Source organism: Actinosynnema mirum DSM 43827 (genome assembly GCF_000023245.1).
In the GTDB taxonomy this organism is placed as follows: domain Bacteria; phylum Actinomycetota; class Actinomycetes; order Mycobacteriales; family Pseudonocardiaceae; genus Actinosynnema; species Actinosynnema mirum.
Genome location: NC_013093.1, coordinates 7576503 through 7595173 on the forward strand (window position 1 = coordinate 7576503; position 18671 = coordinate 7595173).

At 74.7% G+C, this 18671-nt stretch carries 2 protein-coding genes (1 of these 2 only partly in view); both read left to right on the top strand.

The features are described 5' to 3' along the window. On the top strand, positions 1-17329 hold the 3' portion of the coding sequence (locus AMIR_RS40780; RefSeq protein ID WP_015805142.1) for a toxin glutamine deamidase domain-containing protein. 11261 nt of this gene lie to the left of the window's left edge; the window shows 17329 of its 28590 coding nt (coding positions 11262-28590); its start codon lies beyond the left edge, outside the window; its stop codon occupies positions 17327-17329. Next, the gene (locus AMIR_RS32015; protein WP_015805143.1) at positions 17326-18594 is read left to right on the top strand and encodes a YrhB domain-containing protein; all 1269 of its coding nucleotides are present in this window, start codon (positions 17326-17328) and stop codon (positions 18592-18594) included. Before AMIR_RS40780 ends, AMIR_RS32015 begins: the two co-directional genes overlap by 4 nt. Positions 18595-18671 lie beyond the last annotated feature (77 nt).

Sequence of the window (18671 nt, forward strand, 5' to 3'; positions counted from 1 at the left end):
GCCCGCCACCGGGAGCATCACCACCACCCCGGCGCCCGGCACGACCAAGGTGGACACCGCCGTGCAGAGCGGCACCTCCACCTCGCAGGGCCAGGCGATCACCACCGCCAACGAGATCGGCGCGTCCGGCGCCTACAGCCAGCTCGCGGGGCCGTACGTGTCGGCGGGCGCCAAGGCCAAGATCGCCACGCCGGTGGTGGGCCAGCAGACCTCCTCCACCACGGTCGACCAGCGCATCATCCGCTCGGCGGAGAGCTCCGCCTCGGCGACCGTGCCGGTGACCTTCACGGTCAACACCACCGACGTCTCCGGCCGCTTCCCGAACGGTCCCGCCGCGCCCGCGAGCACGACGCCGGGCGCGACCCCGGCCGTGCCCGGTCCGCAGACCGTCACCGGCAGCGTCGACCTCCAGATCCCCGACACCCTCACCAAGATCGGCGAGTCGGGGGCCAAGCTCCGCGCCGACGGCCAGGTCACCCAGGGCGCCCCGATCACCGACCCGGCGGTGGGCGCGAACCTGGACAACCCGGTCCCCGAGGCCGTCTCGGTGCACGACTCGGCCAAGGCCTTCGCGGACGCCCAGCTCCTGCTGCACCCGTCGGTCACCGCGCTCGGCGCCCCCGGCCGCGCCGGGCTCCAGGACTTCCTCAGCGGCACGAACATCCGCCGCAACCTCGGCCCCATGCTCAACGGCTGGGTCTCCTCCCCCGACCTGGCCAGCGCGCACGGCAAGAAGACCGGCGCGGTGCAGATGCGCGCCACGATCACCCGCGCCGAGCTGGTCGGCACGCTCGACACCGCCGAGATGCGGCTGCACGAGTCCACCGCCCGCGCCAGCGGCACCTCGGCGTCGGTCCCGTCCGGCTTCGACGTGAGCGCGGGCCTCGGTGGCGTGATCGGCCAGCCGGGAGTCCTCGCGGGCCAGGTCGGCGTGGTCGGCGGCTACTCGGCGAGCACCGCCGAGGGCGGCTCGGCGGGCCTGAGCACCAGCAGCCGCACCGGCGTGCAGCTCAAGGGCGACGTCGGCGTCTACAAGATCACGGCGGACGTGGAGGTGCGCGGCCCCAAGGGCACCGTCACCGTCCCCGTCACCACCTACCAGCGCATCGGCCTGGCCGAGGCGACGGCGCAGAACCCGGCAGGCGGCACGCCGAACTTCCCGGTGCCCGACGGCACCCCCGGCCGGATCAAGGAGGGCACCGCGGGCACCCGCCACGCGCCGCCGTACCTGGCGTCCGCGCTGGCGGCGGGCAACGCGAAGGTCGGCTCGTTCCCGGCGGCGGGCAAGGTGCTCGGCGACGTCGAGGCGATGCTCAAGGCCGACCCCGCCACCAAGGACCTGCTGCCCGAGTGGGGCAGCACCCCGCCGCCCGCGACCACCAAGTCGCGCAACCCGTTCAGCGGCTGGCGGGACCGCTCGCACGCGACCTCGCTCCAGCTGGCGAACCAGCGCGAGCTGGAGAAACTGTCCCCGACCGCGCTCAAGTCCACCATGGACGGTCTGCTCGGCGCGGGCGTGACCGCCCAGCTCAAGAGCGAGACCGCGACCACGCGGACCTACACCAACATCACCGTGCGGGCCGTGCCCGTCGGCAACCCCGCGCACCTGGGCCAGATCGACAACCGCAACGTGCGCGCCTCGTCGGCGGTCGCGCCGAAGCTGGACAGCTCCAGCTCCACCTCGAAGGGGTGGAACCTGGGCGTCGAGGGCCGGATCAGCGCCCCGACGAAGGACGGCGGCCTCACGATCACCCCGATGCCGCAGGCGGGCGTGAAGTACAACCAGGCCACCGGGCACAAGAACGCCGCGGGCCCGACGGTCTCGAACACCTCGCTGAACGTGGGCAGCAAGAACGCCCAGCTGTTCCAGGGCGAGGTGCGGCTGGTCGTGGAGATCACCTCGATCGAGCGGCCCCGCACGTTCGCGCCGCACAGCAAGTCCGACCTGCCCGGCACGCGCGTGCCCGAGGTCAGGACGATCGCGACCAAGCAGTTCCCCGACACCCCGAACGCCACACACCCGGTCGAGCTGTGGATCTCCGACAGCTCGACGATGACCCGCGACCCCAAGGGCTTCAAGCCCGGAACGCCGACCGACCCCACGCCCATGGGCGGCAAGCCGACCGTCAAGGACCTGCTGGCCGACCACGGCGCGTCGCGCGCGGACCGCAAGCCCACCCCGGCGAAGGCCGAGAAGGGCGACCCGATCGCGCCGAAGCTCCTGCACGTGGAGGCGTTCACCGGCGCCGAGCACGTGCGGGACATGGCCGTCGACGTGGTCAACCGCGCCTCGAAGGACGACACGGCGCTGACCCTGCCCGGCACCCCGGCGCGCGCGCAGATCGACACGATGTTCTCCGCCGAGAACATCGAGGCCGCCCTGCCGAAGCTGCTGGAGTCGGGCATCCAGGAGCAGGGCCTCAAGTACGGCAGGCGGTTCACCGCCCGCTCCGGCTCCCTCGGCATGACGATGGGGCTGAGCAACCCGAAGCTGGTGTCGATCTCCGACCACTTCGGCGACGGCAACGGCAACGGCACCGAGAACGCGTCGACGGGCGGGGCGAAGGCCTCGGCCGAGTCGTCCAAGTCGAAGTCCGTGGACGCCACGGCGGGCGCCAACGTGGTGACCAGGAAGACCCCGAACGTGCCCGAGGGCGAGCCCGCGCCGGGCACCACGGCGGTGGGCGTCGGTCTCATGGGCAAGTACACCCCGTGGAGCGAGAAGAAGTCGTCGGCGGTCGAGGTGTCCGGCACGGTCGACCGCAACGTGGTCACGCCGGGGACGCAGCGCACCGTGCTGGTGCAGCTGGACGCGGACGTGTCCGTGGTGGCCGAGAGCCGCTCGGGCAACGCGCTGTACCACGGCGGCACGCCGGACGCGGCGGGCGCCACGACGAAGCTGCCCGGCGCGGTGTTCGTGCGCGTCACCGAGGCCGAGGCGCGCGAGATGGGCGTCCTGCCCAAGCTGCCCGAGCACGTCCCGGCCGAGGTCATGCCGGAGATGCGCCCGCCGAAGTCGATGACGACGGACGGGTCGAGCGCGCTGGGCCTGGGCACCGTGGAGAACGGCCCGGACCTGTCGGCCGAGGTGAACCAGCTGATCGATCAGCTGAACAGGGAGACCTCGCGGTTCGGCAGCTCCACGATGATCCCGGACACCGTCATGCGGGACCTGACGAACAACTTCCAGCGGCTCACCGACTTCACCTCGCCGACCAGCGTGCAGGCGCTGATCGACGGCGCGCTCGACGGCGGCGTCCCGCTGCTGCTGCACCAGCCGGGCACCTTCGGCAAGGACACCTACCAGGTGACGCTGAAGGCGAAGCCCGCAGGCGCGCCGAAGTTCGTGGAGGTGGTGAACGACGGCGTCGACGTCGAGCACACCGTCACGGGCGCGGTGAAGCAGACCACCGCCCTGACCAACAAGACCGGCTGGTCGCTGAGCGCGCTCATCCCCGGCATCAACCAGCCGGGCACCGCGCGGCCGAACGCGCCGGGCACGGTGAACGGGGCGATCCCGATCGCCGTCACCGCGCACGTCGCCCACACCCAGGCGGTCGGCGTCAGCGACTCGAAGACCGAGCAGGAGGGCAACCTCCGCGCGGCCACCGGGCCCGCGGCCCGGTACGTGGTGCCGGTCGAGTTCGAGCTGGTGGTGGAGAAGGGCGCGAACGCCGATCCGGTCACCAGCGTCAAGAGCGGCCCGCAGGACATCTCCATGCGGCTGCACGCGGACAACCAGCGCGTCACCGCGCCGCCCGCGAAGGCCACCCCGAGCGCGGTCGCCGGGACGCCGCAGGTCCGCACGGCCGCCGACGCCCAGCCGGACGCGATCGCCCGCTGGCGGGGGGCGGACAACGGCAGCTGGGTCCCGCCGGGCGCGTCGGTCGAGAACTTCCGGGGCTCCGAGGCGGTGCGCGACGCCGCCGTGGAGGCGCTGACCAAGGCGGGCGCGGGCAAGGGCCTGACCGGCAAGGGCACCGGCTCGTTGAACGTGGTCCACAACGCGATCAGCTCCGAGGTGCTCCAGCCGGGCCTGCCCGGTGTGTTCCGCGACTCGCTGAACGTGCCGACCCTGCACGAGACCTCGGTGTTCGGCGGCAAGCACGCCGACGTGAAGGTCTACGCGCGGGTGGTCGAGCGGAGCCTGAACTCGCTCAGCGAGAGCGTGAACCTGGAGAACCCGAAGACGTCCACGTGGACGACGAACGCCGACGCGAAGACGACCAACGGCGGTGACGTCGGGTTCGGCGTCGGCGGCGGGGCGCGGTTCAACGACACGGTCGCGAACAACACCGAACTGGGCAAGTTCGGTGGGCTCGACGTCAAGCACGCGACGGAGAGCGACGCCTCGCAGGGCGGCGGGCACTCGTCCGGCACCACCAACAACGTCAAGAACCCCGGCAACCTGACCGCGCTGGTCGACTACGACGTGGAGTACCGCGTGGTGGCCACCGTGGACGGCAAGACGTCCGTGGTGGACGTGACCGTGCCGGACTCGGTGTCGGTGCGGATGCTGGGCGTGGACGTGCCGCAGGTCCTCGGCGAGGGCATCGACCCGGCGCTGGCGGGCGCGCAGAGCAAGGTCAAGGCGGCGGCGGGCGAGTGGCGCACGGCCGAGCTGGCCGTGGAGAAGGCCAGGCACGACGCGCAGGACAAGATCAACGACGCGGCTCCGAAGATCGCCGAGCTGGCGAAGGCCCGCGACGGGGTGGACGTCCGGGGCGCGGTCGCCACGCGCGACGGCGCGATCCGGGCGCAGGCCGAGGCGCACGCCGACGTGCCCGTCAAGCAGAAGGCCGTCGACGAGAACCAGGGGGTCGTCACCGGTCTGGAGGCCGAGGTCGCGAAGGGCCCCGGTCTGGTCGAGGCCGCCGACGCGAAGGCCGGGACCGACGCGCGGGCCGCGCGCGAGGCGGCGGGGGCGACGGCGGCGAAGCAGGCCGAGCTGCGCGAGGCGCAGGAGGCGCTGCGGGCCGCCGAGGTCGACATCGCGGCGAAGGCGACGGCGGCGCAGCACCCGGACAGCTCGGAGGCGTCCGTCATCGCGCTGAGCGAGGCGGTGCTGCGCAGGCCGGGCCTGCAGACCAGGGTCGACGAGCTGGGCGCCGAGGTCGAGGCGCTCCAGGGCGTGCAGACCGAGGCCGAGGGCGTCCGCGACACCAGTCAGGCCGAGGCCGACGCCGTCCGGCAGAAGCACCGGGACGACGTCGCGGCCCTGGAGACGGCTCAGCGGAACCTGGACACCGCACGAACCAGGTTGGAGACCGCCGAGGGCCTCGCGGCCACGCGGGACTCCGAGGTCGAGACCGCCGCGAAGGCCGCCGACGAGCGGGCGGCGCAGGTCGTGGCGAACGCGCTGAAGACCAACCTGCTGAAGGCGCAGATCGCCAAGGTCGAGGCCACCCTGGCCACCGAGCGCGCCAAGTCGGACGTCAAGCAGCTGGAGTGGTGGCAGGCCAAGCGGGACGTCGAGGCGAAGGTCGACGCGTACAACGACGCGCGCGCCACGCCGCCGACGACCGACGGCGGGACGCCGCCCGCTCCGCCCGCGGGCACGACGGTGGAGACCCCGGCGCCGGTCCGCGAGTCGGAGGGCGTCGCCAAGGAGGACGCGGCCCGCGCGGGCACCTCGAAGGAGCCGCACGGCAAGGCCCCGCTCTCCCCCGAGGAGCGGGCGATGGTCGACGGCGCCATCCGCGAGGCCGACCTGCACGAGGCCCGCGACGCCGCCGAGCTCAGCGCCGCCGAGCGCAGGGCCGACGAGATCGCCGCAGGCACCACCGACAAGGGCAAGGCCCCGGCCGTCCCGCCCTCCGCGCCGCCGCGCGCCGGTCGGCCGGACCAGCCGGGCGCGACCCCGCCCGCCTCGGACCGCTCCGCCGACCACCGGTCCGGCCGCGAGCGCGCCTGGACCGGCGTCCCGCCCGAGGCGTCCTTCGACGTCGCCCCCGGCGGCAGGCTGGACGACGCGCAGCTCGCGAAGCTCGACGCGCTGGCCACCGACCTGACCGAGAGCGCGGGCAAGCGCGCGGCCAACGGCTGGCTGCCGCCGGTCGTCGCCGTGGACGGCGCGCACGCCGCCGAGGTCGCGAGCAGGCTGCGCGACGGCGGCGTGGACGCCCAGGTGCTGCCGGGCGGGTCTAGGGACGGCGCGGACGTGCGGGTCGACTACGACCTGCGCCGCGCCGACGGCTGGACCCCGCCGCAGGTCCCCCGCACCGAGGTGGACCCGAGGGCCGCCCAGGTGAAGATCGACTTCCCGGACACCGAGGGCGCGGCCTGGCCGACGTTCGCCAAGTCCGTGCTGGAGGACACCTCCTGGCGCAACAGCGACGCCACGAGCGCGCCCTGGTTCGACGCGAAGGACCCGGCCACGCCCGAGCAGATCGCGCGCGGCAAGGCGACCGCGCCGATCACCGCGAAGATCCGGGGCGAGGACTCCGGCCTGATGGACAGCAGCCGGTGGGACGACCAGGGCCTGGACGCCCGGCCGTGGCGCGCCCAGATCGCGTACGACACCCGGTCGTTCACCGTCGACGGCAAGCAGGTCCGGGACTTCGAGACCGTCATCTACCTCGACCCGTCCGGCCACCCGGCCGACGTGGTCGACGCGGTGAAGCAGCGGGCGGCCGAGGGCCTGGACAGCGTGTTCAACCACGGCAACCGGCTCCCCGGCGGCGAGCAGTTCCACGGCTCCGTGCGGTTCACCGACAACCCGGCCGACGCGCACAGCACGGTCACGCTCGCCCCCGCGGGCGCCCGGCCGAACCAGACCAGCTGGCCGGTCGACACCCCGCCCGGCGAGCTGGCGCACGAGATCGGCCACTTCTACGGGCTGTACGAGCAGTACCACACCAGCCGCGACGAGGACCCGAACGCCGAGAACCCGGTCTTCAACCACCGGCAGGACGCGGCGCGCGTGGTCCGGGGTCCCGACGACCCGAGGCCTGCGGGCTTCACCGGCCCGCTGACCCAGGGCGTCAGCGGTCCGATGAACACCGGCCTGAACTCGCCGGGCGCCAAGGTCCTGCCGTCGAACCTGTGGCTGATCGAGAGCCGGATGACCGCCCTGCAGGGCGCGCCGGTCTGGACGCCGCCGCTCGCGGACACCGCCCCGGTGCTGGACGCGCCCGCCCGCGTGGCGGACTCGTTCACCCGCGAGGTGTTCGCCGACCTGGACTCGCGCTTCCCGGCCGAGGCCACCCCGGCCGACCCGCGCAACTGGCTGGTCCCGCCGAACTACCACGACGGCGGGAAGTCGTTGTCCGCCAAGGAGCTGCGCGAGACCTACGGGATGCCCGAGGTCAACCAGCAGCGGTTCCAGCGCATGGCCGACCGGTTCGACCTGGTGTACGACGTGCGCCCGACGAACCCGACCGCCGCGCGCTGGCTGGCCGAGGGCGCGGTGCCCAAGCCGGTCGACATCAAGGCCAAGACCATCACCCCGGTGGACGTGGCGCTGGGCGCGAAGGCCGAGCACGTGGGCCTGGTCGGCTTCTTCGAGCCGGAGCAGCCGGACGTGTCGGCGCTGAGCGCGACCGACGCCCAGGTGGTGCGCGACCGGTACGAGAGCAGGCTGGAGGAGTTCACGCAGCTCGCCCCGGTCATGGCGAAGCACGCCGAGAACGGGAAGTTCACCGTCTCCCCGGACGGCGTCGTGCAGCAGGTGACGGCGGACGGCCCGAAGCACATCACCGGCGACCACGACGTGTACAACGTGCGCCGCCCGGACACCGGCGAGCAGCTGACCGCGTACGCGTACGACCTCGACGTGTACCGGTTGACGCACAACGACATGGGCGTCCAGCACGGCGCGCACATGTACTGGGAGCCGACCGACGCGTTCGGCCGGAAGATCTTCAGCGACATCGTGACGCGGCACCAGGGCGTCGAGCCGCTGATCCGGTTCGCGCCGGGGCAGCCGCCGGTGCTGGTGAACGCCGACCCGATCGCGCGCACCGCGACCGGGGTCGTGCCGGACGTGGAGATCACCCCGGCGCAGCGGGACGGCCTGGCCCAGGACGCCGAGTCCGCCGTCGCGGCGGTGCTCGACGCGGACGCCACCCGGCGGCCGAGCCTGGTCAACCAGGGCCCGGACTTCCCGAGGACGCGGCTCGACGCGTTCCGGAACTTCCTGTCCGCCCGCGAGGCGCACGCCGAGGCGGTGCGCGACGCCGAGCAGGCGTACGCGGACTTCGTCGCGGAGGGCTTCCAGCACCGCGACCGGCTCGGCGCGGCGTGGGACAACGCCGCGGTGACCTCGGTGGAGCGCGACCGCGCGGCGGCCGACCTGCGCGAGTGGGGCAACGACCCGGTGCGGACGCTGGAGGTCCTGGCGGCCACCACGCCCGAGGGCACGCCGCTGCCCAGCCGCAGGCCGTCCGACGCGCCGGACAGCAGGCTCGCCCGCGACCGGGCGGCCTGGCGCACCCCGGTCCCCACGGACGGCGCGCGCACCCCCGACGCGGAGCACGCGCCGGGCGCGCTGACCCCGGACACCGCGAGCATCGCCGAGACCGCCGACCCGCGGAGCGCGGTCGACCCGCTCGGCCCGGACCGCTCGGACCGCCCCGGCTCGCGCTCCAACCCGGAGCCGGTCGCGCCGAACGCCCCGTGGAAGCGCAGGCCCGCGGCCCCGGTGATCCCGCTGGTTCCGATGCCGCCCGCGAGCACCGGCCAGGTGCTCACCGGCCGCGACCTGCCCGCCTTCGCGCAGTCCAACGAGGCGCTGGGCTCGATCGTCGCCGGTGACGTGCGCGGCGCGGCCGACGTGGTCACCTCGCTCGGCGGCGTCCGGCCGCAGGACGCCGAGGCGGTCGCCAGGACCCTGGAGACCGAGTTCGAGACCTTCCTCAAGGGCGGTCGGAACTTCCAGGTCCAGATCGACGGCAAGTGGCACGAGGCGAACGTGCGGGCGCACCTGCGCCCGACCGAGGCCCCGGCCGCGCTGCCGGTGACCGACCCCGACGCCGACGCGACCGCCGTGAGGCCGGAGGACGAGGGGAAGCCGAAGGAGACCGAGCACAAGGTCGACGTCGCCAACCAGTCCGGCCAGTCCGCGTCCACCACCAACGCGCTGACCACCGCGAACGACATCAGCGGCGGCGTGACGATGGGCGTGCTCGCCGGGCCGTACGGCTCGGTGGCGGGCAAGGCGCAGCTGGCGACGCCCGCCGTGACCCAGGGCTTCTCGGTGTCCACCGCCGACCAGCGCTCGGTGCGCTCCGGCGAGCAGGCGCAGGCCGTGCGCGCCGAGGTCGAGTACACCGTCACGCTCACCGACGCGTCGGGCAACATCTCCTCGCCGCCGTCCGTCGAGGGCAGCGTCGAGCTGGTGGTGCCCGAGGACCTCGGGCGGCTCGCCTCGTCCGGCAAGACCGCGCCGCGCGTGGCGCTGACCGACCCGGACGTGGGCGCGAAGCTCGACCACCTGGTGGCCGAGGCCATCACGGGCGTGGACGCGAAGCGGGCGTTCGGCGACGTGGCGACCAAGCTGCACCCGTCGATCACCAAGATCGGCTCGCCGGGCCGGACCGCGCTGCAGGACTTCCTGAGCGCGGGCTCGATCCGCTCCCACCTCGGCCCGATGCTGAACGGCTGGGTGACCTCGCCCGACCTGGTCAGCCCGGACGGCAGCACGGGCGGCGCGGTGCAGATGACCGCGCGCCTGCGCAGCGCCGAGCTGGTGGGGACCAACGACACGGCCTCGCTGCGGGTGCAGGAGACCACGACGACCGGCAACAGCCTGTCGGCGACCACGAAGGCGGGCTTCGACGCGACGGCGGGCGTCGGCGGGATCATCGGCCAGCCGGGCACGCTCACCGGTCAGATCGGCGTCACCGGCACCTACTCGGCGCGCACCGCCGAGGGCTCGTCGGCGGGCGTCAGCGCGATGAACCGGGGCGGCCTGACCGTCAATGGCGAGATCGGCCTGTACCAGGTCGAGGTGGACGTCGAGGTCCGCACGCCCAGCGGCGAGAACGTCGTCGTGCCGGTGACCGCGCACGTGCGGATGGGCCTGCCCGAGGCCGCCGCGCAGGGCCTGCCCACGCCGGGCGACACCCCGCCCGCGCTGGTCAAGCCGGACACGGCGGGCACCAGGCACGCGCCGCCGTACCTGGCGGACGCGCTGGCGGCCGGTGACGGCCGGGTCGGCTCGTTCACCGCGGCCAACCAGGTGCAGCCGCAGGTCGAGCAGGTCCTGCGGGACCTGCCGGGCTTCGCGAAGTTCCTGCCCGACTGGAACTCCGACTCGACCAGGCCGGGCGACCGCAAGGCGCACCGGTACGAGGACACCGCGCTGCGCCTGGACAACCAGCGCAAGCTCGCCCAGCTGTCGCCGACCGCGCTGCGCAGCAGCATGGACAGCCTGGTGGGGCCGGGCGTGCAGGTGCAGCTCAAGCACCAGAGCAAGACCACCGACACCTACGTCAACATCGAGGTGCGGGCCAAGGTCTCCAACACCGCGCACCTCGGCGAGGCGGCCGACCGGAACGTGCGCGCGGCCAACAGCACCAGCCCGAAGCTGGACAGCTCGACGTCGACGACGAAGGGCTTCAGCGCGGGGCTGGAGGGCCGGGTGAACGCGCCGTGGAAGAGCACGACGGCCACGGTCACCCCGACCCCGCAGGCCGGGATCAGGGGCACCTACAGCAAGACGGACAAGAACAGCGCGGGTCCGGCGGTCACCAGCTCGTCCACGGCGGGCGGCTCGCCCGACGCGCACCTGTTCGAGTCGGACGTGGAGTTCGAGATCGTGGTCTCGACCTTCACCCGGCCGAGGTCGTGGGTGCGGCGGGTGACGCCGGGCTCGCCGTTCCTGCAGGTGCCGGAGCCGAAGGTGGTCGCGCGCACCGGGACGGCGACGCCGCCCCCGGCCGCGCCGAACGCGACCGCGGGCACGACCGCACCGGGCACGACCGCGGGCACGACGCCGGGCACGGCCGCGCCGAACGCGACCGCCACGCCGTCCGCCGTCCCGGCCGCGACGCCCGCCGCCTCCCGGCCGGGTGACGCGCCGAAGGTGCTCACGCCGATCACGGGCAAGGTCACCACGTGGCTGCCCGACGGCGTGGTCATGAAGTCCGACCCGAAGGGCTTCACCCCCGGCCCCGTCGCGCCGAGGGCGATGGCCGAGCCGCCGTCGATCGGCGAGCTGGTCGGCCGCGCGGCGCGGGAGCGCGCCGAGGCCCCGGAGCTGCTCAGGGTCGAGGCGTTCACCGGCGCCAAGGACCTGCGCGACGAGGCGATCAAGGTCATCGACCGGGCGGCGAACGGCGACACCGCGCTCACCCAGCCCGGCACCGCCTCACGGGCCCAGCTCGACCGGCTGTTCGCGCCGGAGAACCTGAAGGCCAACCTGCAGAAGCTCGTCGACCAGGGCGTGCAGGAGCCCGCGCTGCGCTACGACCGGCGGATCACCGACCGGACCGGCGCGCTCGGCATGACCGTGAAGCTGGGCAGGCCGAAGCTGGTGTCGATCTCCGACACCACCCCGGCCGACCTGAGCGTCAGCGGCGGCTACAAGGCCGGCTACACCAGCAGCACCGCGAAGTCGGTGGACCTGACGGCGGGCATCGCGGTCTCCGCGCGCCCGGCGCCGGTCTCCGCTCCCCCCGGCACCGCCGCCCCGGTCTCGGGCCTCGCGGGTCCGGCCGTCACCGGCCGGTACACCGTGTGGGGCAAGTCCGAGACGCAGGGCTCGGAGCTGGCGGGCAACGTCGACCGCACCACCTCGCACCCGGACAGCGCGCGCACCGTGCTCGTGCAGTTCGACGCCGACGTGGCGCTGGTCGCCGAGAGCCAGAAGGTCAACGTGGTCGCGGACGGGCGGCTGCGCACGGCGGGCGTGGACGTCTCGCTGCCCGGCGCGGTGTTCGCCAGGGTCACCGAGGCCGAGGCGCGCAAGCTGGGCGTGCTGCCCGAGCCCACCACCCGCGACCTGCCCACCGTGGACCGGCACCTCGCGCCGCCGAGGACGCTGGCCGCCGGTGAGCCCGGCGCGCTGGGCCTGAGCACGCTGGAGACCCCGCCGGACCTGTCCGGCGAGGTGAAGGCGCTCGTCGACGCGGTCAACGCGAAGACCGGCAAGCTCGTCGGCGACGCGCTCGTGCCGGACTCGGTGCTGCGCGACTCGATGAACAACCTCCAGCGCCTGGCCGACTTCACCTCGCCGACGAGCGTGAAGGCGCTCATCGACGGCGCGCTCGACGGCGGCGTGCCGCTGCTGCTGCACCAGCCGGGCGTGTTCGGCAAGGACACCTTCCAGGTGACGCTGAAGGCGAAGGCGGGCACGCCGAAGTTCGTCGACGTGGTCAACGACGGCGTCGGCATCGACCACTCGGTCGGCGGCTCCAGCAAGACCTCGTCCGGCTTCGGCCGGGACAGCGGCTGGGGCGTCGGCGTGCGCACCAACGGCACCGTGATCCCCGGCAGCGCGCACCCGACGGTGTCCGGCAACACCGGCGCGTTCGTCTCGGCGAACATCGGGCAGTCCAGGAGCACCTCGGTCAACACCTCGCTGACCACGCAGTTCAGCGCCTCGCACAGCGGCGGCGGACCGGCCGCGCGCTACGACGTGCCGGTCGAGTTCGAGCTGGTGGTGGAGAAGGGCGACCAGGTCGTCGCGACCGCCGCCGGGCAGCCGCAGGACCTGAGGCTGCGGGCGTTCGCGGACAACCAGCGGATCGTGGGCGGCCCGGCCGCCGCGCCGTACACGTCGACCACGACCGCGCGCCCGGCGAGCCAGGGCGCGGCGGACGCGGTCGCGGCGTGGCAGAAGGAGGGCGGCGCGGTCGCGCTGCCGCCGACCGCCACGGTCGAGAGCCTGCGGGGCGCGCGGGACCTGCGCGAGGCGGCGCTGGCGGCGCTGCGGGGCGCGGGCGCCAAGGACGGCATCACCGGCAAGGGCACCGGCACGCTGAACACGCTGTTCTCCGCGCTGGCCTCGGAGACCCTGCAGCCGCACCTGCCCGGCATGACCGGCGGGGCGCTGGAGGTCCCGGCGCTGCACGAGGCGGCGCTGCTGCTGAGCCAGCACGCGGACGTGAAGGTCTACGCGCGGGTCGCCAACCCGACCCTGGCCAGCGTCAGCGACGGCGTCGGCATGGGCGGCTCGAAGGGGCAGGCGTACGCGAGCACCGGGGACGCGAAGGTCGCGATGGCGGCCGACGTGTCGGTCGGGGCGGCGGCGGGCACCGTGCTGGTCAAGCAGGGCGCCGATCCGGCCAACACGATGAACCCGTCGTTCAGCGGCGTCGAGGTGAAGCGGTCCGCCGAGGACTCGCAGGCGCTGTCCGGCGGCCCGACCGACACCAGGACCGCCGACCGCAAGCCGCAGGGCACGTCCGGCCTGGTGGACCTCGACGTGGAGTACCGCGTCGTGGCCACCGTGGACGGGCGCACGTCCGTGGTGGACCTGTCGGTGCCGGGGTCGGCGTCGCTGCGGGTGCCCGCGGCCGAGGCCGAGGTGCTGCTGGGCCAGCGGTTCGGCGACGGGCTGGACAGCGCGCAGGCCGAGGTCAAGAAGGCCGACGAGGCGTGGCGCGAGGCCGAGAAGGCGGTCGAGAAGGCCAGGCACGACGCGCAGGACAAGATCAACGAGGCGGCTCCGGTGCTGGCGGCGGCCCGCGCCGACCAGGAGGCCGCGCGGATCAGGCAGGTCGGCGCCGGGACGCGGCTCCGGAGCGAGGGCGCGGTGCTCTCGCGGGTCGAGCAGGCCGAGGCGGACGTCCGGGCCGTGCGGGACGCCGAGGCCGAGCGGGTGGCCGGGCTGCGCGAGCGGGCGGAGGCCGAGCGGACGCTGGCCGTCGAGGCGGCGGGCGCGCGGGCGCGCGCCGAGGCCGAGCTGGTCGAGGCGAACCGGTCGCTGGCGGACCTCGGCCACGCGGCCGACCTGTCCAGGCCGACGGGCGAGGTGGTCGCGCGGCTGCGCGGCACCCTGGACGTCGTCGCGCCGACCCCCGGCCGGACCGGGGCGGCGCTGGAGGCCGCGCGGGCGCGCGGCGAGGACGTGTCGGCCCTGGAGTCCGCGCACGCCTTGGCGGAGCGCCGGGTGCGGCTCGTGGAGGCGGCGCTGGACCGCGCCGAGGCCGCGCAGCGGGCGGCGCACGAGGCCCGCACCGCCGGGGACCGGGCGGAGGTCGCCGAGATCGCGCTGGCCGAGGGCCGCGGGGTGCTGGACGCGCGGTCCGACGCCCTGGCCGCGGCCGAGCGGGCGACCGTCGAGCGCCGGGAGGCGATCACGCGCGTCGAGGGGCAGCGGGACGCCGAGGGCGCCGCGGTGGTGGCCGAGCTGGCGAAGCAGGTCGCGCAGCAGGCCCTGATCCGCGAGGTCGAGGCCGAGCTGCACGAGAAGCGGGCCGAGGCCGCGCTGAAGCGCGACGAGTGGTGGGCGGCGAAGGTCGCGGTGGAGCAGCAGGTGGACGCGTACAACGCCGCCCGCACCGCCCGCGTGGCCCCGGCCCTGCCGCCGACCGCGCCGGGCGCGCCCACCCCGCCGGACGGCGGCACGCCGCCGGGCGACGGGACCCCGGCGGTCGTGACGGCGGAGCCGAACGAGACGGCGCCCACCAACGGGACGCAGGCCACCAACGGCACCGCGCCCACCAATGGGACCGCGCCCACCAACAGCACTGCGGCCACCAATGGCACGCCTGCCACCAACGGGACGGCGGCCACCAATGGCACGCCCGCTTCCCACGGGACTCCGGCCTCCAACGGCGCGGCGGTGCCCAACGGCACGGCGGTGCCCAACGGTGCGCCGACGTCCAACGGGACGCTGACGCCCGCCCCGCTGGTGTCCAACGGCGAGATCCCGAGCACCGCGCTGACGGCCGACGTCACGCCGGTGAGCGGTCCGCTCCCCCCGGTGGCCACCGAGACCCAGGCCCAGACCCAGACCCAGGCCCAGGCGGAGCGCTCCCCGAGCGCCGAGCGCGCGGCGACGGGAACGGGCCGCCCCGCGACGGGCTTCACCCCGATGGCGACCATCCAGGAGGAGTTCGACACCGAGTTCGCCGAGTTCGAGACCGCGCTCACCGGCACCGCGCCGGTGGAGACCGGCGACGCGGCTGCCACCGGCGAGGTGCGTGCCGACCTCCGCGAGGGCGACGGCCTCGACGCGGCGAACCAGCTGCCCGAGCGGTCGTTCGCGATCGAGCCCGAGGGCGGCTTCGACCCGGCGCGGGTGACCGCGCTGGCGGCCGACCTGCGGGAGACCAACGCCGTGCGCGAGCGGCAGGGGTACGAGTCGGTCGTGGTCACCGTGTCCGGGGCGCAGGCGGGTGACGTGGCGGGCGCGCTGGCGCTGCACGGGATTCGGGCCACCGGGGTCGGGGGTGGCCGCGCGGACGGCACCGACGTGCACGTCGACTGGGAGCTGAGCAACCCGGTGTCCACCCCGGACGCGACCGTCACGGACGCGGCTGCCACCGACGCGGTTGTCGCGGACGCGACCACCTCGGACGCGGTTGCCACGGACACGGTTGCCACGGACGCGGTTGCCACGGACGCGACTGTCACGGACGCGACCACCTCGGACGCGGTTGTCACGGACACGGTTGTCGAGAACGCGGCTGTCGTCGAACCGGCGGCCACCGAACCGACCGCCGCCGAACCGACCGCCGCCGAGCCCGCCGACGCCGAGCCGGCTGTCGAGGGTGCGACGGTCGCGAGCTCGGCCGTCGAGGACTCAGACGTCGAGAACTCCACCGACGACCAGGCCACCGAGACCCCCTCGGCGGTCGACCCGGTCGCCGAGACGCCCGCGGTCGCGCCGGTCGCGGTCCCGCGCGGGCCGGTGGAGCCGTTCACCGCGCCGCGCAGCCCCCGGTTGTCCCCGTCCGCGTTCGGCTCGCTGAACCTGCTCCCGCCGTCCTGGGCGGACCAGCAGGCCCTCTCCGACCCGATGGACCTCGACACCACGCCCGCGAGCCCGGTCAAGGACCAGGCCGACCCGGACGTGATGGACCTCGACCCCACCCCGACCGCCGCCGAGCGGAAGGCCGAGCGCAACCGGGCGGCCATCGCGCTCGCCGCCCAGCTCAACGCCGAGCGGGTCGCCGAGCTGGCCGCCCTGGAGCAGCGGCTCACCGCCGAGGCGGCCACGGCGGTCGCCGAGCTGGACGCCCGCCTCGCGCAGCAGCGGGGCACGGCCCTGACCGAGCTGGGCGCGCGGCACGCCGCCGAGGTCGCGCAGACCGAGCAGGCGGTGCTGGCCGGGCAGCAGCAGGAGCTGGCCAACGCGGTCGCCGCGTTCACCGCCCGCCAGTCCGCCGACTACCAGCGGGCGAGCCAGGAGCTGGGCAACCGGCAGCAGGCCCGCCGCCAGCAGGTCGCCGCCGAGTTCGCGGGCCACCAGCAGGCGGACGCGCAGCGGGCACGGGCGTGGATCCAGCAGCAGGTCACGCAGGCCCCGCCGGGGATGTTCGACCCGAACCGGGCGTGGAACGACGTGATGCAGCGCCACAACGCGGAGCGGCAGCAGCTGGAGCAGCGGTTGACCGCCGAGCAGCACGCCGAGCGCCAGGAGGCGGAGCGCCAGGTGCTGATGCGCCAGGCCGGCGAGCGGCAGCGGTTCGAGCAGGACACGCAGCAGGCGCAGGAGGCGCACCGGCAGCGCCTCGGCCAGGAGCTGCTGGCCAGGCACGCCGCCGAGCGCGCCCAGGCCGAGCAGGCCGCCGACAACGCGTCGGCGGACGAGCGCAAGCTCCTGCAGGACACCCTGGCGGCCGAGCACAAGGCGGCCGAGACGGCGCTGAAGGCAGACCTGGACGCGCGGCACGAGCCGAGGCACCAGGCCGAGCTGGCCAAGTGGCTGCCCAAGGGCGTCGTGCACCTGGGCTCGTTCCCCGACATGGTGTCGGCGCGCGCCTGGACCGAGCAGCACGTGCCGGGCCTGGCGGTGGTGAACCGGGACCCGTTCGACGCGAAGACCCCCGGCCACAACTACAACTGCACGCGCTGCGTGGTGGCCGTGCACCGCACCATGCACGGCGTGCCGACGTCGGCCCCGCCGATGTCCGGGCCCACCACGGACCCTTACATCCAGCGGGAGGCGGGCGCCGAGCTGGTGGACGTGGAGAGCTTCCACGACCTGCTCGACTACCTGGAGGGCGGCGTCGGCAGGCACATCACCGTCGCGGTCACCCGGTACGACGGGACGGCGCACGTGACGAACGCCTGGAACGCGGCGGGCACGATCGTGACCTACGACGGGCAGAGCCACCTCCCCGGCCGTTTCGACCGGGACGCGAAGCTGATCCAGTACATCCCGCTGCCCGACCTCCCGGTCACCGGCGGCCAGAGCGCGACGGGGCAGGCGTGACACAGGCACGGAGCACGGCCGAGCGGTGGCTCGACCACGTGTACGGCGGCGCGGTGGAGCCCTCGGGCGACGCCCTGCTGGTGACACCCGCCTACACCGTGTTCGGCTGCCGCTACACCGGGTCGGACGAGCCGATGCTGGCCGCCGCGCTGGCGGTGCCCGGCGACGGCGGGCAGCCGTTCCCGCTGCCGAACGACGACCCGTTCTCGGTGCTGGACCTGGTCGACGGGCAGCCGGTGGCGCGCGCGCTGACCGACCCGGCGGACTGGGTGTGGCGGCTGAACGCGCGCGGCTCGGTGGTGGCGGTGGACGCGCTGGTGGACCGCAGGCCCGCGTCGGTGGTGCCGTGGCGGCCGGAGCACGAGCTGCCCGGCTGGTGGGACCGGTTGCGGGCCTGGCACTTCCCGCACGCGGAGGTGTCGGCGGTCCCGGACTGGGAGGCGGCGGTCGCGGCGCTGCGCGACGGCGGCGAGGACACCAGGGGCGTGGTGTGGGTGCGCCGGGAGCTGGCGGGCACCGAGGTGACCGGGCACCTGCTGTACGCGCACCACGGGCCGGACGGCGTGGTGGTGCTGGACGGGATGCGCGGCGGCCCGGCGGACCTGGAGGTGGTGGCGGTCAAGGAGCTGGTGCTGGCCCGCTTCCACCGCCCGCGCCCGCCGGTGGAGCTGCTGGGGTTCGAGGCGGCGGTGCGGCGCGCCGAGGAGCACCTGGCGCAGGCGTACGGGGCGGGCGAGGTCGTGCTGGTGGACCCGTCGCCGGAGGACGAGCTGAGCCGGGGTTGGCTGTTCGCCTGCACGACGGTTGCCTACCGGGACTCCGACGACCTGCGGTACCAGATGCTGGACGCCGCGCTGGTGGTCCCGAAGGAGTCGGACCGGGCGCCGTTCGCGCTGCCGAACGCCGACCCGTGGCCGTGGCTGGAGCGCTGGGACGCCGGTGACGCGGCGGGCCTGGACGCGCCGCCCGCCCCGTCGCACGCGGCGTGGATCGGGCACACGGCGGCGGAGCTGGGCCAGGTGACCGGGGTGAGCACGCACCTGGGCTGGGCCGGGGTGTTCGGCGAGTTCGCGGGCATGGAGGTCGGGCGGACCGCGCTGGTGTGGGTGCGCCGCAGGGACCGCAGGGGCCGGGAGACGGTGGGGCACCTGCTGAACGGGCGGCGTGCGGAGGGCGGGGTGCAGCTCGCGGACGGGACGCGGCCGGAGCCGCCGGTGCTGACGGACGAGGGGCTGCTGGGCCTCCACGTGATCCACTACCGCTAGTCGCGGGGCTTCCCCCGGCTCGTGGGAAAAATTGTCTCGTTCGAGCGACTAGCATGGGTGCAATCCAGTACTACCTC